Source organism: Blautia sp. CGZ-1-C1 (assembly GCF_056504575.1).
Genome location: NZ_JBWLUT010000060.1, coordinates 27,015 through 50,161, shown reverse-complemented (window position 1 = coordinate 50,161; position 23,147 = coordinate 27,015). Strand labels below are relative to the sequence as shown.

The following is a 23,147-nucleotide window of genomic DNA, read 5'->3' as shown; positions in this document are numbered from 1 at the left end:
ATCAGGAATCATATATCGACAAGCTTATTGTATCAGACATATTGTGTTTTTTCAAAACATTTATGGCAGAAAAATGTATCTCGCCTGGGCAAAATCTACTTCATCTTCTGGTTCAAGCCGATATTCTTCATCTGGCAAAAGCAGTCGTCCGTTTACGGCTGTTCCATTTCTTGAATTCATATCTGTAAGATAGTATGCATCCTCCTTTTTTCTTATTTTTGCATGGATACGGCTTACTGTCGGCAGACTGATCACTGCGTCACAGGCAGTTTCCAGCTTTCCGATTACCGTCAGATCTTCATTTATATAAATAGTTGCCAGTTCTCCCGGTTCTTTGCTTACCAGACTGGCCGGTCCGGATACTGCTCCTGCTGACAATACTACTGTCTCTCCATAATCTGCATGCAACTGCGATGATTTCGCGACTGGTTTATTGGTTGATTTCACAACTGACTTGATGGTGTTCTGGCTCTGATCAGTCTGGTCTGTTGGTACTTTTCCGGTTATCCCTTTGGGTTTGTCTCGTTCTTCTTCCCTTCCTTGCCGTAATGCTCCAGGTTTTTTCTTTATTTTCGAAACATATACAAACAGCATCACACAAGCCACAAGAACAATAATAATCCCAAGTATTGTTCCTGTTTCCAGGTAAGGCAGATATCCCATCAAAGTTATTGCGGTTATTCCACATAGCAGTATTGCTGCCAGTACAATAACACCTGTCTTTTGGGGCAGACTAAGTCTTTTTGATTTTTCCCCGTCCCTTACAAATTCCTGATTTATTTCTTCGTTTTCCCAGAAGCCCTCTTCCTCCGGGTTAAAATCTTCTGATTCCTGTCTCTGCTCTGATTCTGTTTTCATTTGTTCTGCTTTGGTTGTTGTCGTACCCTGCTGCCCCTGGGTTTTGTATAGTTCTTCCTTGATATGTTCCAGATGGAAACTGTCTTCCATCGCTCTTTTGTATACGCCATACCCAAGGATTACCGCATCCTGATCCTGATGGTCAATCTTCGGAAGAATATATTCTGTCAAAAACTGAAACTGTTCTTTAATGTCTTTCTCATATCCTGGCATCATGCAGAAATAAATTTCCTGCTTTTCAATATCTGTATAAATATATTCCGGTGATATGATAAATTGTCCTGGATTCATCAGATATTCCGCCGCATCCTCCATTGCTTTGACAAAGCCTCCAAAGATGAGGCGAAGATCTTCTACTCCCATCTTCTTCTCTTCATATAAAACACTTAATGCCTGTTTTGAGGTAATATCGAAATAGACCAGAAAACGTCCATCCATCCCCTGTATTCTGCATTTTAGAAGAGATGGAATCACATTTCCCACCAACATTCTTACCTGATAAGAATCAGTATTTATTTCATCTTCCCCATATAAGATCAGGTAATTATGGTTCATATCTCTTTTATATTCCGCCCGCATACTAATCCCCCATCCCCTTTAGAATGGCAGCTGCCGCCCTGAGTTTACGAATATGTTTTACAGGATTTATGACAGAAGAAGTTCCTTCTGTTCTTAAATGCCACTTCATATTTCCATAGGAAGAAATCGTATCAAGATCATATGTCACCTGCACTTCTTTTCCAACATTTGTCTGTGTACTTAAATTCTCTGCTCCGAAAAATCCTATACTCCCCAGTTCTTCGCTTCGCATTCTTGCAGTGTCATATATCTGTCCATTCTTTTTAATACCTTCCATACTTCCACTGATTGCTGACTCATATGCCGCAGCTGTAAGCCAGGCTCTGTTATGTACAAAAAAGCTCAGATAGATAAGCCCCATAAGCGTCAGCAGGATCAACGGCATTACACATGCCGTCTCCACAGTCAGGCTTCCTTTCCGGACACAATTATAGTTCTCTGTTCTGGCTGTTTTATCATCCCGGTGAAATACTCCCGATCTGTTATCTATATTTAAATTACCCTTCATATCAGAATTCCTCCCAAATATCCTGCCAGTAAAAACGGAACAAATGGTATTTCCGTATTTCCTTTTCTATGAAAAAATATCATCGTAATTCCCGCCCATACAGCACTGCATATCAGGGATAAGAAAAGCATCATAAAAAATTCTTCAGCACTCATCACTGTACCTAATGCCATAATAAGCCATCCATCTCCCATTCCGACAGCTCCCTCTGTAATAATACTTATTCCCACAAAAATCAGTCCTGTTCCTGCACATACCAGAAAATCCAATGCGGCACTTCTGCTGCATATTGTCCATAAGATTCCACTCCCTGCAAATACCGCAATAAGCAGTAATGAAACCTGTTTTTTCCGAATATCTATCCAGGAATTCACTCCCAGAAATGCGATCACACATGCTTCCCTTATATTATTTATTTCCATATTTTTCACCTGTCTGCTTTTTATTTATTATGTGTAACTGTTCACTTTGTTCTTTATTATCCGCATCTGCTACATGCACTCATTCCCGAGACAGAGGATGCCTTTACCAGCCTTACAGACCTTTTCAAACCACTACATGATTCCAGATTATGATACCTGTTTCCCTGTTCTGTGACATATACTACTCCTGCCGGATTCTGCCCTCTGCTGCATGTTTCGCATGCAGAATAATGTTCCCCATACTGATTGCTTGCAGACCGGACAGAACTTCCCGGAATCTGTTTCAATGACACATTCAGATAACTGCAGCCGGGATTTTGATGATAGACACTTCCGGAAGCAGTCACATATACCATCTGTTCTATCTCTCCCTGTTCGCCTCCATTGTCAGGAAATTCTGTTCCTGTCCATGCATGAACTTTCACATGGTTATAGACCACCACTCCCGGCAGTGGTACTAGCCCTCCAAAAGATTTATATGTGTAAACATCCGGAATCGTAATATCCTCCACGCCGCTTTCTCCCGTAATATAAGCATACATTCCTGCCTGTTTCGCCCGGTTACATAAATCAGACAAATGCTCCGTCTGCAGCTTATATATATCCATAAAAGAGATCAGTGTAACCATTCCAAGAAAAAACAACGGAAGAACAAGTGCGGTTTCTACCGCCATACTTCCTTTTTTCAGAAAAGAGGTGCACAAAGATGCCTTTACAGAACGAACTTCTCTGGAGTTTTTCTGCAATTTTGCCATCTGAACCTCCCGGCTTTTCTTCGGGGATAAAAAAGCCAGGAAAATTTCTTTTAGAGAGCTTTTTCTCCTTTCATAGATTATCTTTTCTTTCATTCCGATTTCATCAATGCTTTTGTTTTCCTTCTGTAAAAACATCTTTTTGCACCTCTTTTCTTAAAATCCCCATTATTATGATGTCGTAACTGTTCAGTACCTTCACAGTTACGAGTCAAAATCCATTAAAAATCGCCTTCGGCGATGGGATTTTGACTTGTATGTCTCGGGATTTTGGCATGTTCATGCCAAAACACCTCGCGGGATAGTAGACTGCTGAATAGTTACATGATGTCAATAATAAAAAGAGAGTAATCTACACTATTGCTAAAGAAAATCAAACAACAATCCCAAACTCATTCTCTTATTCATAACAATACTGACGTATTATATGAAACTCTTTTTTCTTGTTCGCTTTTACATCTGCAAATGCCTCCAGTGCCACCACACAGGAATCCATATTAAAATGTGCTCTTCCTTTATTTCTTATTGTGTTCTCTATCATATCCATAGCCCTTATCACTTTCTTTTCCTTGGAAACAGACAATACCAGAACCTGAATATAGTCCTCATAGGACATCCCATGGTCATTATTTTTTCGCATAGAATCCAGTCCTTCCATCAGATTTCCCAAATTGGCCAGAGATATCTGCCAGTCTGCTGAAGTCTTCACAAGCGGAATCTTACCTCCTGCAAAAAGTTCTCTCACATCCAGTACGCTTTCTGCAAATGCCCAGCATAAAAGCAACGCTGTTTCTATCACTACAGCTGCCGGCGGAACCAGAAATCCTGCTGCAATCGCAGATGCAAGAGCCTGTGCCTCTGTTCTTTTTACATTATCAGCCATCAGGCAGGCAAAGTTTACTCCCTCTCTGATAAACAAAAGTTTCGATGCCACAGATTTCAGATTATCCATATCCTCATCTTTTCCTGCAAAGATATATTCCATTTGATATGCCAGACCTTCTTTGGACGAATCCATATAATTTCCCAGATGATTCATCAGATATTGTTGGAACAAAACCTGGGAAGTATAGCTATTATCTGCGATCACTCCATCCGGCATCTCCATTCCCTGTTGTAACTGTCTCCCGGAAACTAGCGTGTTTTTACTTATTGTACGTGTAGAGACTTCACATCCGGATGGCAGAACCAGTTCCAACACTCCCATCTTCATAACTCTTTTTATCACAGTAATCGGATTATTCACCGGATTCTGCTGTGCCGGTGCCGGCTGTGTTGTCTGTGTATCTCCACTTCCAAATTGCTGATCTGACGAAGCATTTTCCTGTTGCTGTTTCTTAGCCGCCTCTTCTGCGGCCTGCTGGCTTTTCTGAGATGCCTGATTCATTTCAGAATCATATCTGTCGATCGATCCTCCTGTCTCTGCCTGACTTGCTTTCAGATTCGCTTCTTCTGTTTTCTTTTCGCGATCAGACATTCTGTTAAGAAGGGCCTGTACTCCCTGACTTCCAAGAGTTTCCTGCATATACTGCACGATCTGCTGATAAAAAACTTCTCCGTTATTATCTGTCAGAAGCCGGTATCCGGTAAGCCCGCTATGCTCCAGACTAAGTTTCTGACTATTCTGCTTTAATACCGGTTTCATATAGGATTCCAGATTGTCACAGATTTTCGCAAGATTCAGCTGTCCGCCTCCCATAGAACCATCAAGTGCAAACAGATCATAGTCTTCAAGAAGCTTCTTATCATACTGTCCAAACACTGAATACAGTCCAATATCCATGCTGTTCAGAATCTGCGTTCTGGCAGATGCCATCCGCACAGATTCAATACTTGTACATACCAGAGATAAAAGCAGACTAAGTATCAGTGCCAGAAATACTGTAATGCTTCCTCTCATTTCTTTATGATTTCTCATGCAGGAAGTACACCTCCTTCTCTTTCTCAATACATTATTGCACAACTAACTATAAGTTCCTGTGCCTGCACAGTTGAACTCCCAAACAATGTATTGGTTAAATAGAATTACTCTGTTTGGCGATCTTTGAAAGAATGCTCTGCACCAGTTCGGTCAGCTGCTCTTTGAAAATGATGACAAGTCCGATCAGGACTACCAGAATTAAAATGATCTCTACAACACCTACAGCGTCCTCTTCCTCCACGAATCTTCGTATTAATTCGTTTTGATTTTTTATTTTCCATATCAATCGTCCCATCTTTTCCTCCGTATGTCTCATATCTTCTTTCCTTTATCATGTTCCATAAAATGACAGAAAGGCCGGAATCATAACGATTGCCATCACGACCATCAGCATCATGATCATCGGTACCAGAAGCTTTGTTGCGGCAGCTTCTCCGAGAACACGTGCCTTTCTCTTGCGTTCTTCCCAGGCCTCCATAGACTCTCTTTCGAGCATATCAGCCATCTGTCTGCTGCCCTTCTGAAGATTTTGGATGAGAAGTGTGGCAAAAGTTTTATATTTCGCCTGTCCACATCTTTCTCCGAATCTTCTGTACGCCTCACTCTCAGAAACTCCGCTTTCCATTTCATAACAAACGATTCGTATCTCATCATACGCCGGTCTTGGCTTCGATTTTTTCTTTCTGCTATAATCCAGCGAAATTTTCTGAAATGCCTTCCTTACAGTCATTCCCGCCTGAACCAGAAGTGTAAATTTCATGATCAGCCCGGGGTAATCCATCAGAAGTTCTTCATACCTTTTTTGAATCTGAACCTGTTCTTCCCTTCCCTTCATTACAAGAATTGCCATCGCCGCAACAAGAAACAAACCTGTCAGGAGCATTCCTGAAGTATCCGCAGGGCTTTCCCACTGTATCTTTTTTCCATCCAGCTTATCCGGAAGGTAATAATAATCCGGATCGTTTTGCTGCTCATTATATCGTGTCACTGCCTCCGCCAGATCTTTCTGCGCCTGCTCTTCTCTGGTCAGTTTCTTATCCTGTTTCGGTTCTTCCTGTTCTTCCAGTTCTTTTTCTGGTACCTGTATGTACATGGAGACCGGCTCTTCTCCATCCACGGATACCATAAATTCCTTCTCATATGATCCTGTATCCTCCTTTTCCAGACGGTATCCCTGAGGATACACTTGTCTGCCATTTCCCGCGGTAAGGATCATTCCAAGTAAATTCCCGGATATTGCCACCACCATGAATAGCCTGATTCCTTCTTTTCCTCCAATCCCGGAAGATGGAATCCACCCTTTTTTCCACCCGGCCAGTGCACACAAAAGTATGATAAAAATGACAATATGTACCCACATTTGTACTGTCACACCTCAATATCTACGATCTTTCTGCCAAGCCAGTATGCCGTAGCATAAATAGCAAGACAGATACTCATTGCTGCAATTCCAAAGGGATTTCCATAAAGAACACTTAAGAAGCCCGGCGAGGTCAACTGTAAATACATAATGATACCCGCAGGCATAAGACTCATGATCATTTGCTCCGATTTCTTGGCAGCCAGAGTTGCTTCGATTTCTTTTTTTACATCGATCTTATCTCCCAGCATGCGCGCTACTTTCTGAATCACACGATTCATATCACCACCTGTACGCTTGGCTGCATAAAACACTGATGCAAAATTCTCGATATCTTCCACCTGACTTCTTGACCCCAGATCCAGAAACAATTCCTCTAAAGGAACACTGATATGCTGCTGACTTTCAATGTAGCGAAATTCTTCTACAATATCAGTTCCTTTTCCGTATAACCGCTCCAGATCCCTGACACAGGTCTTTATTGCGCTTTCCACGGAATATCCTGCCTGAACCGCAACACTCAGAGAGGTTAGCGCATCCTTAAACTGGTAATTCAGCTTCTTTCTTCTTTCCCTGATCATACGGTTCTGCTGCCATTTCAGATAAAATACTAACGCCGGAAGCATAAGAAGCAGTACCCAGGCACTTCTGTAAAAAAGATAATCTGCCACAGCACAAAGTCCCGCTGCCTGTCCTGTATATTTCATAAATTCCTTCACCGTAAAATGATAATGACCATAGTCCCGTTTCAAATAACGTTGCTCTTTTTCTTTCCCTTTCATAGTTCAATCCCCGCTCTTTTTAGTTTTTCCACATTGAGGAGGGAAGCAGTCTTTACCAGTCCTTTTCCCTCCTGCCATTGATACAATGGCCGAATCTGGATTTCTCCATTTTCGAAACCACACACTTCGGTTACCTCTAATAGCTTTCTTGATTTATCTCTCATTCGTCCCAGATGTACCAGAATATCCACACCGGATGCAATCTGTCTCCTGATAGCTTCCAATGGAAGGTCAACACCCATAAGAACCATTGTTTCCAGACGGGATAGCATGTCTCTGGCAGAGTTGGCGTGGGCAGTTGACAGCGACCCTTCATGCCCTGTATTCAATGCCTGAAGCATATCCATTGCCTCTCCGCCTCTGACTTCTCCCACTATAATCCTGTCAGGGCGCATTCGAAGTGCTGATTTGATCAGATCCCTGATCGTAACTGACACTGCACCCTCCATGTTGGCCATCTTTGCTTCCAGACGTACCAGATTATTTATCCCCCTGATGCGAAGCTCTGCATTATCTTCAATCGTGATCAGTCTTTCATCTTTGGGAATATATTCTGACATAGCTGCAAGAAATGTAGTTTTACCGCTTCCGGTTCCACCGCCTATGACCATGGAATACCTCGCTTTTACAAGTTTCTGCAGAAAATCTGCGCATTCTTTGGTAATGCTTCCCAGCGCAATCAACTTTTCCATTGTAATGGGGTGTTCGGGGAAACGCCGTATCGTAAGGATCGGACCGTTTAACGCTACCGGGTAGATTACTGCATTGACTCTGGAACCATTCTCCAGTCTGGCATCCACAATTGGCATAGATTCATTAATCACGCGGTTACATTTACCTACGATCTGCTGAATCACATCTTCCAGCTTTTCGGCAGACGTAAAGCTTTTATGCCATCTGATCAGTCTGCCGTCCCGCTCCACAAAAATCGTGTCAGGTCCATTTACCATAATTTCAGTAACTGTCTCATCATCCACCAGTTCCTGCAAAACATCCAGTTTACGCACAGAATAAAACAGTTCCTGACGAAGCTGCACTTTTTCTTTCAGTGCAAGACGGATATCCTTCATCTGATTCAGGATCAGTTCATCAATTACATCAAGAATCTCTTTATCTGATAACTCTCTCGACAGATCCAGTTCCTCCATTAACATCTGGCGCAAAGTTCTAAATACATCTTTATTCATCCTTTTTCCTTTCTCAGAAGGTTTCTCACATAATCTCCCAGTTCACTCCACATCAACTGTTCAATATATCCTGACGGCGGACCGGTCATCATATGAAAAGGAGGAGTGATCTTCTCTGTCTTTTCCAGTATCTGAGGATAATCCCAGATTCGGACCAGATTTTCAAACTGGGCAATCTTACACTGTGAAACTGTATCAGACAACACCGGCATATAAATCTTCTTACACATATCCAGAAGCTGGAAATTCTCGTCAATCCCACATCCTATATCCAGCACGATCATCTCATATGAACTATCAAGCATGATCATCTGCAAAAGCCTTTCCCAGTCCTGCCAGGCTGTTGTGTGAATGTCTGCCGGCATTTGCACAGGCGGTATATAATCCAGATTGTTTATAGTCTGTATCATACTATTCATCTTATAGAGAAGATTCTGGTTATCCTGCCGCACATAATAAAGAAGATCACTTAAATTATGCGCAAATCCCTTTCCCATCAGTTCTTCAAACCCGGAATATTCCTCCAGATTCAGATAAAGGACTGCCCTGTCTTTGGCAAGTATCTGTCCAAGTGTCAATGCAAAAGAAGTTTTCAGGCAACGCCCCAACGGAGAAAAAACTCCAATAAGCTCTGTCGTCTTTTTTAAGACCGCAAGCTGATCAGATACTGTCTTTTTTTCAGCACCATAACATGCCATCACTTCCCGAAGTACATCCGAAGAAGACTGGTACTTATACACGCTCGGATACTGGTCAAGTTCCGGAGGATGTACCCCCTCCGATAAAATAATGACCTTTCCGATATCCATTTCCCGGACTTCACGGCACATTGCGCGCCCGGAAATCAGCAGCAACTCTATATGTGTATGTTTCCCATAGGCAATCAGCTTCTCCACAGTTGTAAATGCCTGTATTTCAAATGGAATATTCTTTTTCTGATTTAAATAGTCCATAAAATTCAGCGCATAATCCACTTCCAGATCACATACTGCAAAAATATTTCTTTTCAATAGATACCTCCTGCATATAACAGCACGCTTACAAAAACAGGAATCGTAAAGTGGAAATTCTCCGGTGCAGAAATATCTTTACTCCGATAAGGAGTGATCTTTCCCGTACTCACTGTATTCTCTGCATATTTTATAAAATAAAGAATCCGTTCACAGAAATTGTGATTGAAGATCAGAAGCACAACAGCAATACATGCGCCTGCCAGAAAAGAAAAAAGAATACATTTCCAGATAGCCCCAAGGCCCATTACTCCTCCCAGTGCACAAAACAACTTAATGTCTCCCGCACCCATCATTCCGAAAATGAACAGAACGATAAGAAACAAAGGCATTATACTTCCCACAGCGAAATAGCTTATTCCTGCAATTCCTTTTCGCCAGATACATCCGGTCAGCCCCAGAATCAGAGAGAACAAGATCCATCCATTATCAACTTTCGCAGCGCGAATGTCCATAATCATGGCTACTGCGGCAACTACTACAGGAAAAAGGTGAAAAAATCCATATCGTATCACCTCCCATCTTAGATTTTTCTCATAACTGCTTATTCTTTCGTTTTTTATAAAAATTAAAAGTGGAATTTACCGCCGAACTAGCGGGATTGAATTACCAGAAGAACTCTGGTGAATATTATTATAGGACCGGACAATCGATTTGTCCAGTCCTATTTTTTGTCGAATTTCTAAAATAATTATAAAATGATTACTTAGTATACAACTTCTATTTTGCATCCTTCCGGTGCCAGGATGATACCATCTTCTGTGTCTTTTACTACACTTCCGCCCGCAACAGAAGAAACCTCATGAATATTTCTGAGAAGATATGTTATTCCCGGATTCTCTCTGGAAGCTTCCAATGTAAGTTTATTTCCTTCTTTTACAGCATTTACTGTAAATGCATCTTCGCCCTTACGTGTCACAACTTTGCAGGAGCCTTTACCATTCAGCTCATAAACCTGAATCTGTACATCTTTCTCCAGTTCATAATCTGCGGTTGTATCCACTGCGCCGATCGGAAGCAGTGTATTCTCTCTTACAAATACCGGTAATGAGAAGAAGTCATAATCTTCCGCATACCATCTGCCGCCTTCTTTCACTTCGCCGCTTAACAGATGAGTCCATTTTCCATTTGGAAGATAATATTCTACATGACCTTCTTTGTTAAAGATCGGGGCAACCAGAATGCTGTCACCCAGCATATACTGCATATCCAGATATTTTGTCGCAGGATCATCATTAAATTCCATGATCATCGCTCTCATGGACGGAATACCTGTCTTATGTGATTTCACAGCCATGGAATACAGATATGGCATTAATCTTAATTTCAGTTTTGTAAATTTACGGCACACATCTACCGCTTCATCATCAAACAGCCACGGTACACGATAGCTCTTGGATCCGTGGAGACGGCTGTGTGTGGAAAGAAGGCCAAACTGCAGCCAACGTTTGTATACATCCGGCGCTGCTGTCATTTCAAATCCACCCATATCGTGGCTCCAGAAGGAGAATCCGGATAAGGTAAATGACAGACCACCTCTTAAGCTCTCAGCCATGGAAGCATATGTTGCAGAGCAGTCACCTCCCCAGTGAACCGGGAACTGCTGTCCGCCTGCTGTCGCACTTCTTGCGAAAAGGATTGCTTCTCCTTCTCCCTTTACTTCCTTCAGAAGACCAAATACTGCCTTGTTGTAGAGGTATGTATAATAGTTATGCATGGAAACCGGATCAGAACCATCATAATATTTCACATCAATCGGGATTCTCTCACCAAAGTCTGTCTTGAAGCAGTCAACGCCGGCATCAAGCAAAGTTTTCAGTTTATTTGTATACCATTTCGTTGCTTCCGGATTTGTAAAATCAACCAGTCCCATTCCAGGCTGCCAGTTATCGATCTGTTTTACTCCTCTTCCATCTGCACGCTGTACCAGGTAACCTTTTTCCATTCCTTCTTTGAAGAATGCAGTTCCCTGCGCAATATAAGGATTAATCCATACGCAGATCTTCAGACCTTTATCTTTGTAGCGTTTCAGCATTCCCGGTACATCAGGGAAAATTCTCTCATCCCATTCAAAATCGCACCAGTGAAGTTCTTTCATCCAGAAGCAGTCAAAGTGGAATACATTTAACGGAATATCTCTGTCAGCCATTCCCTGGATAAAGGAGTTTGTCGTGTTTTCATCATAATTAGTTGTAAAGGATGTAGAAAGCCATAATCCAAAGGACCATGCCGGTGGCAGTGCCGGTTTTCCGGTAAGGTCTGTATATGTCTCAAGCACACCTTTGATATCATCACCATAGATTACATGATAGCGGATTTCTTCACCTTTTACAGAAAATCCTACGTTCTCTACTTTCTCACTTGCAACTTCAAAAGAAACATTGTCGCTGTGATCTACAAATACACCGTAATGTTTGCTAGTTACATAAAATGGAATATTCTTATAGGAAATCTGAGATGCAGTACCACCGTCTTCATTCCATACATCCACTACCTGTCCATTCTTTACAAATGCTGTAAATCTTTCTCCAAGTCCGTATACGCATTCTCCCGGATCAAGAGAAAGTTCTGCTACCATATATGGCTGATACTGTGCTGCCATATAGTTTGGTTCCGGGAATTTGGTCAGTGTTGCTCTGTCATACTGCATATATCCCAGATTACGGAATCCGATACCGGTAAGAACCTTTCCATCAGCCTCATAAGTGATCTTAAAATCTTTCAGATCTACTCTTACTGTCATTCTGCCCGCTTTCATAACAGCTTCAGCATCTGTGATCTCTACTTCTGTCTCCTGCGGATCCTCATTCAGTTCATATCTTGGCTCACCCTTAATATATCCCTGATAATGATAGCTTCTGACACTGATGATATCCTTACGCACAGAAGTGAATTCTGTAGTAATCGTTCCTACATCAAGAGCGCCGCCTCTGTCATTGATCTCTCTAAACGGAGAAACAATTCTCATTCCTCCCGGAATTACTTCTGCTGTAAAAGCCTGCATTGCATAAGATGCATTGGCACGTTCATTCTTCTCCCAGTAACCTTCTGTGAATTTCATTCCTGATCCTCCTCGTTTTAATCTCATAAATCACGCATTGACAAATTGATACACTAACTTTTTATTGACAATTCTCTTTCAAACTGTTGCTTTTTGATATTTTCAATATAATCGATGTTATGTGCATTGTCAACATTTTATTTTGTATTTTCATCATTTTTATTGTAGGTTTTCTTCATAACCTAAGTCAAATAAAAAAACTGCCCTTTTCTCATGATATCCAAAAGACAGTTTCTGTTCACTCCGTTCTCAGTAACACGCTTCGCGATACACAGAATTTATGCTATTCGCAATCCGCTTCCACTACGTGACTCTACACAGAATATTTTCTTTTCACTCTATTGTCAGTTCTTCTATGTTATTCTATCTCTTTTTTACACTTTCTCTCTCTATCAGCTGCACCTTTGTTTTATAAATATAAGGCATACATGATTCCCCCTGTATCAGTCTCATCAGAATCTCCACCGCCATATTTGCCTTTTCCTCTACGTCAATTTTCATGGTCGTAATCGTCGGATATACAATAGTCGCAAACACATCATCATCTATTCCTGCTACAGAAATATCTTCCGGCACTTTTACATCATTTCTGTGAAGAAAAGAAATCATCTCCGCTGCATTTTTATCTGTGGAAAAGAGCAGCGTTGTATCTGTTCCTGCATATTTCAGCAATTCCCCATATACCATCTGTCTTCCTTCTGTTTCTGTCGGAAGTAACTTCATCTCCAGCTCACAGCTTTTCCTGTCTGCTGTTTTCTTTGCTCCCTGATATCTACGATAGTCAGCTCCATGAACGGCATTTGCCAGATATATGATTTTTTTTGTCCCATTGGAAATCAGATATTCACTCATCTCGGCTCCGGCTTTTTCATCTTCGGAAGTCACAAGATAAAACTTCTCTTCCTCTTTCGGAATTTCTCCCATATCTATGGAAACCATAGGCTTATCCGAAAGCCCCGAGATTTTTTTACAGTATGCAAAAGGCATAGAAATCGTAATAATCCCGTCTACGTTCCATCCAAGTGTCATTTTCTCAATTTCTTCTACATTCTTATCCGAAAAAATCATGATATAATATCCTTTTTTTCGCAAAAGCTCCTCCAGCTTACCAATAATCCGTCCGTAAAAAGGACTTTCATATGCAGAGCCTCTGGCAAATGCAGGCGTATTGATCAAAATGCTGATAATTTTAGAGCTTTTATTAGTAAGCGCATTTAATCCCAGCCTGGGAATATAGTTGTTTTCTGCAAGCAGTTTTTCCACTTTTTCTATTGTATTTGCAGAAACGCGTGCCGTCTTTTTGTGCAGCACATTAGATACCGTTGTTGTGCTCACCCCTGCCATTTCCGCAATTTCTTTAATCGTAACCATTTTTATCTGTCCCCTTACTTCCTTCGATAATATGCTACATGAACAACAAGTAATGTCAAGTACCTCACAAGCCAGTGTGCCGTTTCATAAATACCTATATCAATTACGTGGTATAGTTATTTGGAAAGCGTTATGCCAGTAGCATATAAACAATACTCAGTATACTACATATATCTCCAAAATAGCCACATATATCTTGCATAAACCAGAAAGTTTGTGGTAATATTCTCAAAAAATAAATGCTTTACCCGTATATTATCAGCCATTGACTGACATAATTTTCATACAACAGGAGGTAGTAATATGTGCACAGCAGCAACTTATAAAACAAAAGATTTCTATTTCGGCAGAACTCTCGATTACGAATTTTCCTACGGTGACGAAATCACCATCACACCAAGAAACTATCCATTCCATTTCCGCCATTCAGACAAAGTCTTGGATAACCACTATGCAATCATTGGCATGGCACATGTTGCCGGTGATTATCCCCTTTATTATGATGCTATTAACGAAAAAGGACTCGGAATGGCAGGCCTGAACTTCGTCGGAAACGCTGTTTACGCAGAACCCGTATCCGGAAAAGAAAACGTTGCCCAGTTTGAATTTATCCCATGGATTCTCAGCCAGTGTGCCACATTAGAAGAAGCACGCCAGAAACTCTCCACCATGAATCTCACCAACACCCAGTTCAGCAAAAACTTCCCTTGCGCCCAGCTCCACTGGATCCTTGCAGATGCTTCTGGCTGCATCGTAATCGAATCCATGAAAGACGGTCTTCACATTTACGATAACCCGGTAGGCGTACTGACAAACAACCCGCCATTCCCACAGCAGATGTTCCAGCTAAACAACTACCAGGGACTATCCCCACGCCAGCCACAAAACACCTTTGCCCCAGGCCTGAACCTCCAGTCCTACAGCCGCGGCATGGGTGCCCTCGGCTTGCCGGGAGACCTCTCCTCCGCCTCCCGCTTCGCCAAAGTAGCCTTCACCAAAATGAATTCCAGATCCGGTGAAACCGAGTCAGAAAGCGTCAGCCAGTTCTTCCACATCCTCGGCTCCGTAGACCAGCAGAGAGGTTGCTGCGAAGTAACAGAAGAAAAATACGAAATCACCCTCTACACCTCCTGCTGCAACGCCACCAAAGGAATCTACTACTATACAACCTACGAAAACCACCAGATTTCCGCCGTAAACATGCATCATGAAAATCTCGACACTACTACATTAATCCGCTATCCAGTTCTTACAGAACAAAATATAAATTTTCAAAACTAACTTATCCCAAAAACGGCTGCCCAGATACCTCCAAGTACCCGGCAGCCGTTTTTCTCATTTTCATTCCCAGCTCTCCTCATAAATCTCCCCATACCCCAAACACCGTAAATCCATCCCACAATCCCCCAACTACCCACTACCGAAAAAAAGCCACCGCAATCCGCGGTGACTTTTTTAACCCAACCTGGCAAATCCGCCAAGTTAGTTTATTCCCACATAAAAAACCTCGCGCTCCTAAAAGAAGCGCAAGGGGTGTCCAGAGGGGACGCTGCTCAAGCGTCCCCTTTGGGAACTTCCCTTTGGGGTTTTCCTTACATTTACCAAAATGTAACCCTATATCTCTTTATGACTCGTAACTCGAAGTCGTGCCATAGCTCTCGACAGCGCCAGCTGATTCATATGATACTCCTGAATACTCTGCTTCTGTCTCAACTGCTCCTCTGCTCTTTCCTTCGCTTCCTGTGCTCTGCGGATATCGATCTCCTCCGGACTCTCTGCTGTCAGGCAGAACAGTTTCGCACGGTTATTGATCATCTCTACAAACCCACTGCTCACAGCCAGAACATGCTTTGTACCATCTGCTTCCTCGAAACGCATTTCCCCAGGAATGATAGCCGCAACGATATTCTCATGCTGTGCCAGAAAAGCCTGCTCGCCGTCAACAGCCGGAATGGTCAGAGTCCTGGCACGTCCTGCAAATGCCAACTTATTACTGGCATAAATCTCAAGACCAAATGTGTCTGCCATATGAAGTCTCCTTATTCAATCCTTGTTTCACTTTTCAACTATCACTTTAGCATTCCTTTTGAACGCTCTGACTTAAACATGATGAAAACCTGAAACTTTACGCCTGACCCATCTCAGCTTTAGCTTTCTCGATAACATCCTCAATTGTACCAACATTGAAGAAAGCATTTTCCGGATACTGATCCATCTCACCATCAACGATTGCCTTGAATCCACGGATGGTTTCTTTCAGAGGAACATATTTACCCTTGATACCTGTGAAGTTCTCAGCTACATGGAATGGCTGGGAAAGGAACTTCTGGATCTTTCTTGCACGGAATACAGTGCTCTTATCTTCTTCAGAAAGCTCTTCCATACCAAGAATAGCGATGATGTCCTGAAGTTCTTTATACTTCTGAAGGATTTCCTGTACTTTACGTGCTACTTCATAATGTTCTTCACCAACAACATCCGGCTCAAGGATACGGGAAGTAGATTCCAGCGGATCAACAGCCGGATAAATACCCTGCTCTACGATCTTTCTGGAAAGAACGGTTGTTGCATCCAGATGAGCGAATGTAGTTGCAGGAGCCGGGTCAGTCAGGTCATCTGCTGGTACATAGACAGCCTGTACAGATGTTACAGAACCATCCTTAGTAGAAGCGATACGTTCCTGAAGTTCACCCATCTCAGTAGCCAGTGTAGGCTGATAACCTACGGCTGAAGGCATACGTCCAAGAAGGGCGGAAACCTCGGAACCGGCCTGTACAAAACGGAAAATATTATCAATGAAAAGAAGCACATCTCTGTGTTCTTCATCTCTGAAGTATTCGGCCATTGTCAGTCCGGTTTCAGCAACACGCATACGGGATCCCGGCGGCTCGTTCATCTGTCCGAACACTAAGGCTGTTTTTTCAAGAACGCCGGACTCCTTCATTTCTGACCATAAATCGTTACCTTCACGGGAACGCTCTCCAACACCTGTGAAAATGGAATATCCGCCATGCTCTGTAGCAATGTTCTGGATCAGCTCCTGGATCAGGACTGTCTTACCAACACCGGCACCACCGAACAGACCGATCTTACCACCTTTTGCATATGGTGCAAGAAGGTCGATAACCTTAATACCTGTTTCCAGGATTTCTACAGCCGGTTTCTGATGTTCGAAATCCGGCGGATCTCTGTGGATGACCCATTTCTGTTCTCCCTCAAGGGAAGGACCGTCATCTACTGTATCACCAAGTACGTTAAATAAACGTCCCAGTGTCTTATCACCTACAGGAACCTTAATGCCGCTTCCTGTGGCGATGACTTCTCTGTCACGCTGTAAGCCTTCGCTTGCGCTCAGCATAATGCAGCGTACCATATTGTTTCCCAGATGATGGGAAACTTCCATTACACATCTTTTACCGTTGTTCTCTACCTCAAGGGCATCCTTGATCTCAGGAAGATTTCCATCTTCAAAAACAACGTCTACAACAGGTCCCATAACCTGTACAATTTTACCTTTGTTCATCGTCGTCACTTCCTTTTTTGTGCTTTTGCACCGCTGACAATCTCAGTGATTTCCTGTGTGATGGCAGCCTGACGCGCACGGTTATACTCAATGGATAACTCCCTGAGCATCTTCTTTGCACTGTCCGTAGAGGACTGCATTGCCATCATTCTGGCATTATTTTCACTGGCATACGCTTCTACAAGACATCCATAGATCAGACCGGTCAGGTAATTTGGGATCATGGTATTCAGAAGTACATCGGCTGATGGTGACAGCACGATTTCCTCCTGTGGCATATCCGCAAGCATTGCCTGATTTGGCAGGAACTCTGCTTTCTTCAATGGAAGAAGCTGCATATTCACCGGCTCCATGGCAACTGCACTCTGCATCTCCGTATAGAAAATACGGACTTCGTCCAGTTCTCTGTCCAGGAACGCTCTGACAATCTCCTCTGAGATCAGACGCGCTCTGTGCATGGTCGGTTTCTGTACTGTATATGGAAAGTTCTCTGCGATATCCATATGTTTCTTCGTGAAATACTGACGGCCTACCATACCCAGCACATAAAGCTTGCAGTGCTCATGCTCTGCCATAAACTGTTCTGTTATTTTCTGGATATTATGGTTATAGGCACCTGCCATACCTTTATCACCGGTAACTACGATACAGCCGATCTTACGGTCTTCCTCTGCGATTTTATGACGGATACTGAAAAAAGGATGCTCTGTATCCGGCATATGACGCAGGATTCGGGAAATTGCCGCCTGCATATTATAGTAATACGGTTCTGTATCGGACAGGATTCTTTTGGCCTTCTGCATCTTGGATGAAGAAATCATATACATGGCATTGGTGATCTTCATGGTGTCCTGAATGCTTTTCATTCGAGTCTGAATCTCTTTCGTACTGCCCATATCAACACCTACCTGCTCTTATCTGCAAATTCTTCTGCCACTTTCACGATCTTTTCTGCCAGTTCATCCGGAAGCTGTCTCTTCTCCTCGATCTCTCTTCCGATTTCCGGATAAGCACTGTCAAAGTAGTCCAGCATATCTCTCTGATACTTCTTCATCTTCTTAGTTTCCACGTGCATCATTGCCTTGTGTGTTGCCGCACAAAGAGTGATGACCTGTTCATGAAGACTTAACGGGCTTGAAAGCGGCTGTTTCAGAAGTTCCATAAGTCCGCTTCCGTATTTCAGCTGCTGAGTTGTAGCCTCGTCCAGATCAGAACTGAACTGTGTAAAGATTTCCATCTCACGATACTGAGCCAGATCGATACGGACACTTCCTGCTGCTTTCTTCATGGCTTTTGCCTGTGCAGCACCACCAACTCGGGATACGGAAAGACCTACGTTAACCGCCGGACGCATACCGGAGTTAAACAGGTCACTCTCCAGGAAGATCTGACCATCTGTGATGGAAATAACGTTTGTAGGAATATATGCGGAAAGGTCACCTGCCTGTGTCTCAATGATAGGAAGTGCAGTGATAGAACCACCGCCGGCCTTTTCATTCAGACGGCTGGAACGCTCCAGTAATCTGGAATGGAGATAGAATACATCTCCAGGATAAGCCTCACGTCCCGGTGAACGTTCCAGAAGCAATGACAGTGCACGATATGCAACTGCATGCTTGGATAAATCATCATAAACCATTAATACATCTTTTCCCTTGTACATGAAGTACTCAGCAAGTGCAGTACCTGCATAAGGAACAATGTACTGAAGTGGTGCACAGTCACTGGCTGTGGAGGAGAATACTGTTGTATAGTCCATAGCACCATGTTTCTCCAGAGTAGATACAATTTTAGCTACTGTGGAAGCTTTCTGTCCGATTGCAACATAGATACAGATTACATCTTTACCTTTCTGGTTAAGAATGGTATCCAGTGCAACGGAAGTCTTACCTGTCTGTCTGTCACCGATGATCAGCTCACGCTGGCCACGGCCGATCGGGAACATGGAGTCAATGGAAAGAATACCTGTTTCCAGCGGAACTGTTACAGATTTTCTCTCAATGATCCCAGGTGCCGGATTCTCTACTGGACGATACCCGTCTGCCTTGATCTCGCCTTTACCATCGATCGGTGCTCCCAGAGCATTTACAATCCTTCCGATAAAAGCGTCACCTACAGGCACACCTGCCTGTTTCTGGGTTCTTGCCACCTTTGTTCCTTCTTTGATTCCTGTATCTTTACCGAACAGGATACATCCGATGCTGTTTGCACGGATATCCTGAACCATACCTTTCAGACCATTCTCAAAGGTTACAACCTCACCGTACATGGCATGATCGATACCATATACCGTGGCGATACCATCTCCGACGGAGATGACTGTTCCTACTTCCTGGTCCTTGCTGATTTCGTCATAATTCTTTATTTCTTCTTTCAGAATCGAAATGATTTCATCTGGATTCACTGCAGCCAACTTTTATTCACCTCCGTGTCAATTTCTGTCTTAATTTCGTATAACGTCCGCGGAGACTCCAGTCATACTCTTTGTCTCCGGCAGAAAGAATGAAGCCACCGATCAAAGATTTGTCTTCTTTCAGAGTAAGAATGACTTCCTTTGCTCCGAATTCCCTGCGAAGGAAATCCTCCATCTTCTCTTTCTGGGCTTCTTCCGGTTTTGTTACATATGTGAGGACAGCTTTCAGGATACCTTTCTGCTTGCGGCTGTAATCACCGTACGCTTCCAGAATCTCCTCAATGCTGCTGATTTTCTGATATTTACAGGTTATCTTCAGGAAATTCTTCATCTCCTGTGGGAAAACCCTGTCAATTACATGTTCTTTTTCTTTTAAAGAAACCAACGGATTCTCAAGGACACCCTTTAACTGCGGGGTACCCTCGAAAATCTTTTCTGTCTCCAAAACAGCTTCTTCCGGGACAGAAAGCTCATATAATGCTTTTGCATAATTAATGCTTGTTTCCGTCATTGGAATCACCTGCCTCTTTTATAAACTGGTCATAAAGGGACAAATCCTGCTGACTGCTGTTTTTCTCTCCCATGATCTTTGAGGCTGCATCCAGCGCAATCTCTGCCACTCTGCTTTCCATAGCTTTCATAGCATTTTCCTGCTCTGTCCTGATATCTGCCTTTGCTTTATTAAGCATTTCACCGACCTGTGTATTTGCATCTTTTACAATACGGTCAGCCTGTACTTTTGCCTCATCCTTCGCCTGGTTTACAATTCGCATGGATTCGTCTTTCGCAGATTTGAGTGCATCTTCATATTTGCCTTTCAGTTCGTATGCCTTCTCTTCAGTTTCTTTGGCACTTGCGAACTGCTGGTCGATCATGTTTTTTCTCTGTTCCATCACGTTAAGGATCGGACCAAACAGAAACTTCTTCATTAAAAGATAAAGAACAATCAGGTTAATAATTGTAAAGACCAGGTTGATGTTAATCTCGATCACCTGTCCCACCTGCCTTTCGTATGTATTCTTTATCCATTAATTAGCCAAGCATGATAACGATCAGAAGACCGATAACGAAACCGTAAATAGCTGTTGCCTCGGCAAGGGCGCATCCTAAAAGAAGTGCTTTACTGATCTTGCTTTCTGCTTCTGGCTGTCTTGCGATTGCTTCAACTGCTTTGGATGTTGCCATACCAATACCAATACCTGCTCCGATACCTGTCATAACTGCGATTGCTGCTCCAATTGCTACTAACATAACTTTTTCCTCCTGTTGTTTAACTGAAATAAACTAAATATTACAAATCTTTCTTCACAATATGCTATCCTGTCGATATTCCGATGAGATCATTTGATGCCTGTGCAACAGATGTCTGTACCAACGGTTGTTTATGACCGTTATGACCCACCGGATTATCCGGACAGCATTTAAGCGCTGTTCATAACTGCTGTCTTATCCCTTATGTCCCGCGTCTCAGGTCTTATATAGATGTCATATTCCTGTATGAACAGTAATCTTTTTTATTCAATAGCTTCCTTAATAAATAAAGAAGTTAAGAATACAAATACATACGCCTGAATGAATCCGTCAAAGAAATCAAAATACAGGCTGAATGGGATAGGAAGAATTGCCGGGCATATAAACTCAAGAAGTTTCATAACCACATAGCTTCCTAACACATTACCAAAAAGTCGCATACAAAGTGATGTCGGACGAATGGCGATCTCCAGAATATTGATCGGCAGCATGACCGGAGACGGTTCTGCGAAGCTTTTGAGAAAGCCTTTCAGACCTTTCTTATGAAATCCTGCATACTCGATCAGGAAAATACTGATAATGGCCAGTCCAATCGTACAGTTTAAATCCTTTGTAGGCGGTACAAATCCAAACACACCGAAAATGTTTGCAATTCCAATGTAAATGACAACTGTCATCAGATAGGGAATATACATTTTTCCCTCTTCTCCAAGGATATCCTCAAAGAAGTTATGAAGAAAACCTACTCCTGCTTCCAATAAAAGCTGTTTCTTACCAGGGTTTTCCACACTCAGGTTTCTTACGAGCACCAATGACAAAATTAAAAGCACTGCCATGATCACCCATGTCACTGCTACTGATTCTGCGATCGGTATTCCTCCAAACACAGGTATGGTAAAAACTGTCTTACATTGAAGTTCTTCCATTAACGTGCTTGCTAAATTACCCGTTTCTTTTCCCTCCTTTTCTATTTCGAATCCCTCTGATTTCTTTTCACTTCTTCCATTTTGAGGTCCGTCTTTGTTGTTTCTGTTCTTATCGGAAAGCCTGAAAAGTATCTTTTTATCCGGTAGAAATTTTATTTAATCCACATCCGCTAAGGATTGGGATTCATCCGGATAATCATATTTAAAATTTATAATTTGTTTATAAATTCTTTAAGAGATTCAAGATTTTGAGTTTATTATATTCGAATCTATTAAAAAGTCAACAATCATTTTGACCATTTCCGACAAAAATAGTTCTGTTTTTTGTGCATTCTATCCAGTTATTTTTGATTAAAAATCTATTTTCACAGTTTTCCCAAGGCATTTTCACGAAAAAACGGCATTTTTCATTGACCGAACTGTAAGCTGATGATATTATTTTATATAGTTTTTATATAAATTTTATATTCCCAAACTTACCAATCTGTATATTGGTAATACCATTTTAAGACATACTATACAGGAGAAAATTTTTATGCAGATCATTTGTCTCGGAGACAGCATCACGGACTGTAATCATTTATTCGAAGATTTCCCTCTGGGAAACGGATATGTACAGATGCTTTCTGAAATGTTTCAGAAACATACTATAAATATATCTGATACAATGCAATTCAAAAATTACGGCATTGATGGATTCACTGTAGCAAGAGTTCTGGAAAATATCAGACTGCAAAGAATTCCCCTGCACCGCTCTCCAATTATCACACTTTTGATTGGTGTCAATGATATCGGTCTGATGATGAACACTGACCGCACCGAGTTCCAGAAAAAGCAAATGATGCAGGACTTTGTTGCACATTATAAAGAATTACTAAAACTGCTTACCAGAGATGCCAGACAGGTGATTCTCATGGAACCGTTTATCTTTCCACATCCCGAAGAATATCAGACATGGATTCCTTACGTCCGAACCATGTCCACTCATATCCGACAGCTCTCCGAAAAGTTCAATCTGCCTTTTCTGCCATTACATGATTACTTTAATAATGAAGCAATTCAAAAGGGATTTGACCAGATTACTACTGATGGCATTCACCTTACTCGATATGGACACGAATTACTTGCTACTCTGTTGTATGAAGTAATAATAAAAGAGTTCCACTGACCATTTAACCAAATCAAGTAAGTCCCCTGCTTCAATTGCGAAGAGCAATAAGCAG

Annotated in this window: 23 protein-coding genes; 2 read left to right on the top strand and 21 right to left on the bottom strand. The window is 42.2% G+C overall.

Features of this window, described 5'->3' with window-relative positions; genetic code table 11:
- Positions 1 to 60: 60 nt before the first annotated feature.
- The 13 genes from AC058W_RS04340 to AC058W_RS04280 all read right to left on the bottom strand — a co-directional run bounded on the left by AC058W_RS04340 (position 61) and on the right by AC058W_RS04280 (position 13,811).
- Positions 61 to 1,437 (bottom strand): DUF6382 domain-containing protein, encoded by a 1,377-nt coding sequence (locus AC058W_RS04340; RefSeq protein ID WP_479389763.1) that lies wholly within the window; start codon positions 1,435 to 1,437, stop codon positions 61 to 63.
- 1 nt (position 1,438) lies between these two features.
- Complete coding sequence (locus AC058W_RS04335) at positions 1,439 to 1,945, bottom strand: TadE family protein (RefSeq protein ID WP_117676666.1); 507 nt, start codon at positions 1,943 to 1,945, stop codon at positions 1,439 to 1,441.
- A complete protein-coding gene (locus tag AC058W_RS04330) occupies positions 1,942 to 2,367 on the bottom strand; it encodes a prepilin peptidase (RefSeq protein WP_118137127.1) in 426 nt (141 codons plus the stop codon). Before AC058W_RS04330 ends, AC058W_RS04335 begins: the two co-directional genes overlap by 4 nt.
- 56 nt (positions 2,368 to 2,423) lie before the next feature.
- Positions 2,424 to 3,122: a TadE family protein gene (locus AC058W_RS04325; protein WP_479389762.1), complete on the bottom strand. Its 699-nt coding sequence runs from the start codon at positions 3,120 to 3,122 to the stop codon at positions 2,424 to 2,426.
- A gap of 397 nt (positions 3,123 to 3,519) precedes the next feature.
- Positions 3,520 to 5,037, bottom strand: a complete 1,518-nt coding sequence (locus tag AC058W_RS04320) for a DUF5702 domain-containing protein (RefSeq protein ID WP_243009913.1) — start codon at positions 5,035 to 5,037, stop codon at positions 3,520 to 3,522.
- 97 nt (positions 5,038 to 5,134) lie between these two features.
- Positions 5,135 to 5,335, bottom strand: a complete 201-nt coding sequence (locus AC058W_RS04315) for a Flp1 family type IVb pilin (RefSeq protein ID WP_117676697.1) — start codon at positions 5,333 to 5,335, stop codon at positions 5,135 to 5,137.
- 36 nt (positions 5,336 to 5,371) lie between these two features.
- Entirely contained in the window at positions 5,372 to 6,400 is a 1,029-nt protein-coding gene (locus tag AC058W_RS04310; protein WP_182474221.1) for a type II secretion system F family protein, read from the bottom strand.
- Positions 6,401 to 6,408: 8 nt separating this feature from the next.
- Positions 6,409 to 7,182, bottom strand: a complete 774-nt coding sequence (locus tag AC058W_RS04305; RefSeq protein ID WP_479389761.1) for a type II secretion system F family protein — start codon at positions 7,180 to 7,182, stop codon at positions 6,409 to 6,411.
- Positions 7,179 to 8,369 (bottom strand): CpaF family protein, encoded by a 1,191-nt coding sequence (locus tag AC058W_RS04300; RefSeq protein ID WP_479389760.1) that lies wholly within the window; start codon positions 8,367 to 8,369, stop codon positions 7,179 to 7,181. Before AC058W_RS04300 ends, AC058W_RS04305 begins: the two co-directional genes overlap by 4 nt.
- Positions 8,366 to 9,379 carry a P-loop NTPase family protein gene (locus tag AC058W_RS04295; protein ID WP_243009266.1) on the bottom strand — a complete coding sequence of 338 codons (1,014 nt, stop codon included), beginning with the start codon at positions 9,377 to 9,379 and terminating at the stop codon, positions 8,366 to 8,368. Before AC058W_RS04295 ends, AC058W_RS04300 begins: the two co-directional genes overlap by 4 nt.
- Complete coding sequence (locus AC058W_RS04290) at positions 9,376 to 9,894, bottom strand: prepilin peptidase (protein WP_243010081.1); 519 nt, start codon at positions 9,892 to 9,894, stop codon at positions 9,376 to 9,378. Before AC058W_RS04290 ends, AC058W_RS04295 begins: the two co-directional genes overlap by 4 nt.
- A 191-nt stretch (positions 9,895 to 10,085) precedes the next feature.
- The gene (gene yicI, locus AC058W_RS04285; RefSeq protein WP_117845131.1) at positions 10,086 to 12,440 is read right to left on the bottom strand and encodes an alpha-xylosidase; all 2,355 of its coding nucleotides are present in this window, start codon (positions 12,438 to 12,440) and stop codon (positions 10,086 to 10,088) included.
- A 363-nt stretch (positions 12,441 to 12,803) separates the two neighbouring features.
- Complete coding sequence (locus AC058W_RS04280) at positions 12,804 to 13,811, bottom strand: LacI family DNA-binding transcriptional regulator (RefSeq protein WP_118247127.1); 1,008 nt, start codon at positions 13,809 to 13,811, stop codon at positions 12,804 to 12,806.
- 303 nt (positions 13,812 to 14,114) lie between these two features.
- On the opposite strand from AC058W_RS04280, the gene bsh reads away from it, so the two are divergent.
- Positions 14,115 to 15,092: a choloylglycine hydrolase gene (bsh, locus tag AC058W_RS04275; protein WP_118247126.1), complete on the top strand. Its 978-nt coding sequence runs from the start codon at positions 14,115 to 14,117 to the stop codon at positions 15,090 to 15,092.
- Positions 15,093 to 15,425: 333 nt separating this feature from the next.
- On the opposite strand, the gene atpC is transcribed toward bsh, so the two are convergent.
- The 8 genes from atpC to AC058W_RS04235 form a co-directional block, all read right to left on the bottom strand.
- Positions 15,426 to 15,839, bottom strand: coding sequence for an ATP synthase F1 subunit epsilon (gene atpC / locus AC058W_RS04270; RefSeq protein ID WP_118247125.1), 414 nt, complete (start codon positions 15,837 to 15,839; stop codon positions 15,426 to 15,428).
- Positions 15,840 to 15,936: 97 nt separating this feature from the next.
- Positions 15,937 to 17,334, bottom strand: a complete 1,398-nt coding sequence (gene atpD, locus AC058W_RS04265; protein ID WP_118247124.1) for a F0F1 ATP synthase subunit beta — start codon at positions 17,332 to 17,334, stop codon at positions 15,937 to 15,939.
- Between the two features lie 5 nt (positions 17,335 to 17,339).
- Positions 17,340 to 18,230 (bottom strand): ATP synthase F1 subunit gamma, encoded by an 891-nt coding sequence (atpG, locus tag AC058W_RS04260; RefSeq protein ID WP_117676676.1) that lies wholly within the window; start codon positions 18,228 to 18,230, stop codon positions 17,340 to 17,342.
- 8 nt (positions 18,231 to 18,238) lie between these two features.
- The gene (atpA, locus tag AC058W_RS04255) at positions 18,239 to 19,738 is read right to left on the bottom strand and encodes a F0F1 ATP synthase subunit alpha (protein WP_330489879.1); all 1,500 of its coding nucleotides are present in this window, start codon (positions 19,736 to 19,738) and stop codon (positions 18,239 to 18,241) included.
- 16 nt (positions 19,739 to 19,754) lie between these two features.
- A complete protein-coding gene (atpH, locus tag AC058W_RS04250) occupies positions 19,755 to 20,258 on the bottom strand; it encodes an ATP synthase F1 subunit delta (RefSeq protein ID WP_117676678.1) in 504 nt (167 codons plus the stop codon).
- Positions 20,239 to 20,739: a F0F1 ATP synthase subunit B gene (gene atpF / locus AC058W_RS04245; protein WP_243098813.1), complete on the bottom strand. Its 501-nt coding sequence runs from the start codon at positions 20,737 to 20,739 to the stop codon at positions 20,239 to 20,241. Before atpF ends, atpH begins: the two co-directional genes overlap by 20 nt.
- 40 nt (positions 20,740 to 20,779) lie before the next feature.
- Positions 20,780 to 20,998 (bottom strand): ATP synthase F0 subunit C, encoded by a 219-nt coding sequence (atpE, locus tag AC058W_RS04240; RefSeq protein WP_019160512.1) that lies wholly within the window; start codon positions 20,996 to 20,998, stop codon positions 20,780 to 20,782.
- 263 nt (positions 20,999 to 21,261) lie between these two features.
- Positions 21,262 to 21,924 carry a F0F1 ATP synthase subunit A gene (locus tag AC058W_RS04235; RefSeq protein WP_117676680.1) on the bottom strand — a complete coding sequence of 221 codons (663 nt, stop codon included), beginning with the start codon at positions 21,922 to 21,924 and terminating at the stop codon, positions 21,262 to 21,264.
- A gap of 535 nt (positions 21,925 to 22,459) precedes the next feature.
- On the opposite strand from AC058W_RS04235, the gene AC058W_RS04230 reads away from it, so the two are divergent.
- Complete coding sequence (locus AC058W_RS04230; RefSeq protein WP_117676681.1) at positions 22,460 to 23,092, top strand: SGNH/GDSL hydrolase family protein; 633 nt, start codon at positions 22,460 to 22,462, stop codon at positions 23,090 to 23,092.
- The last annotated feature ends 55 nt before the right edge of the window (positions 23,093 to 23,147 follow it).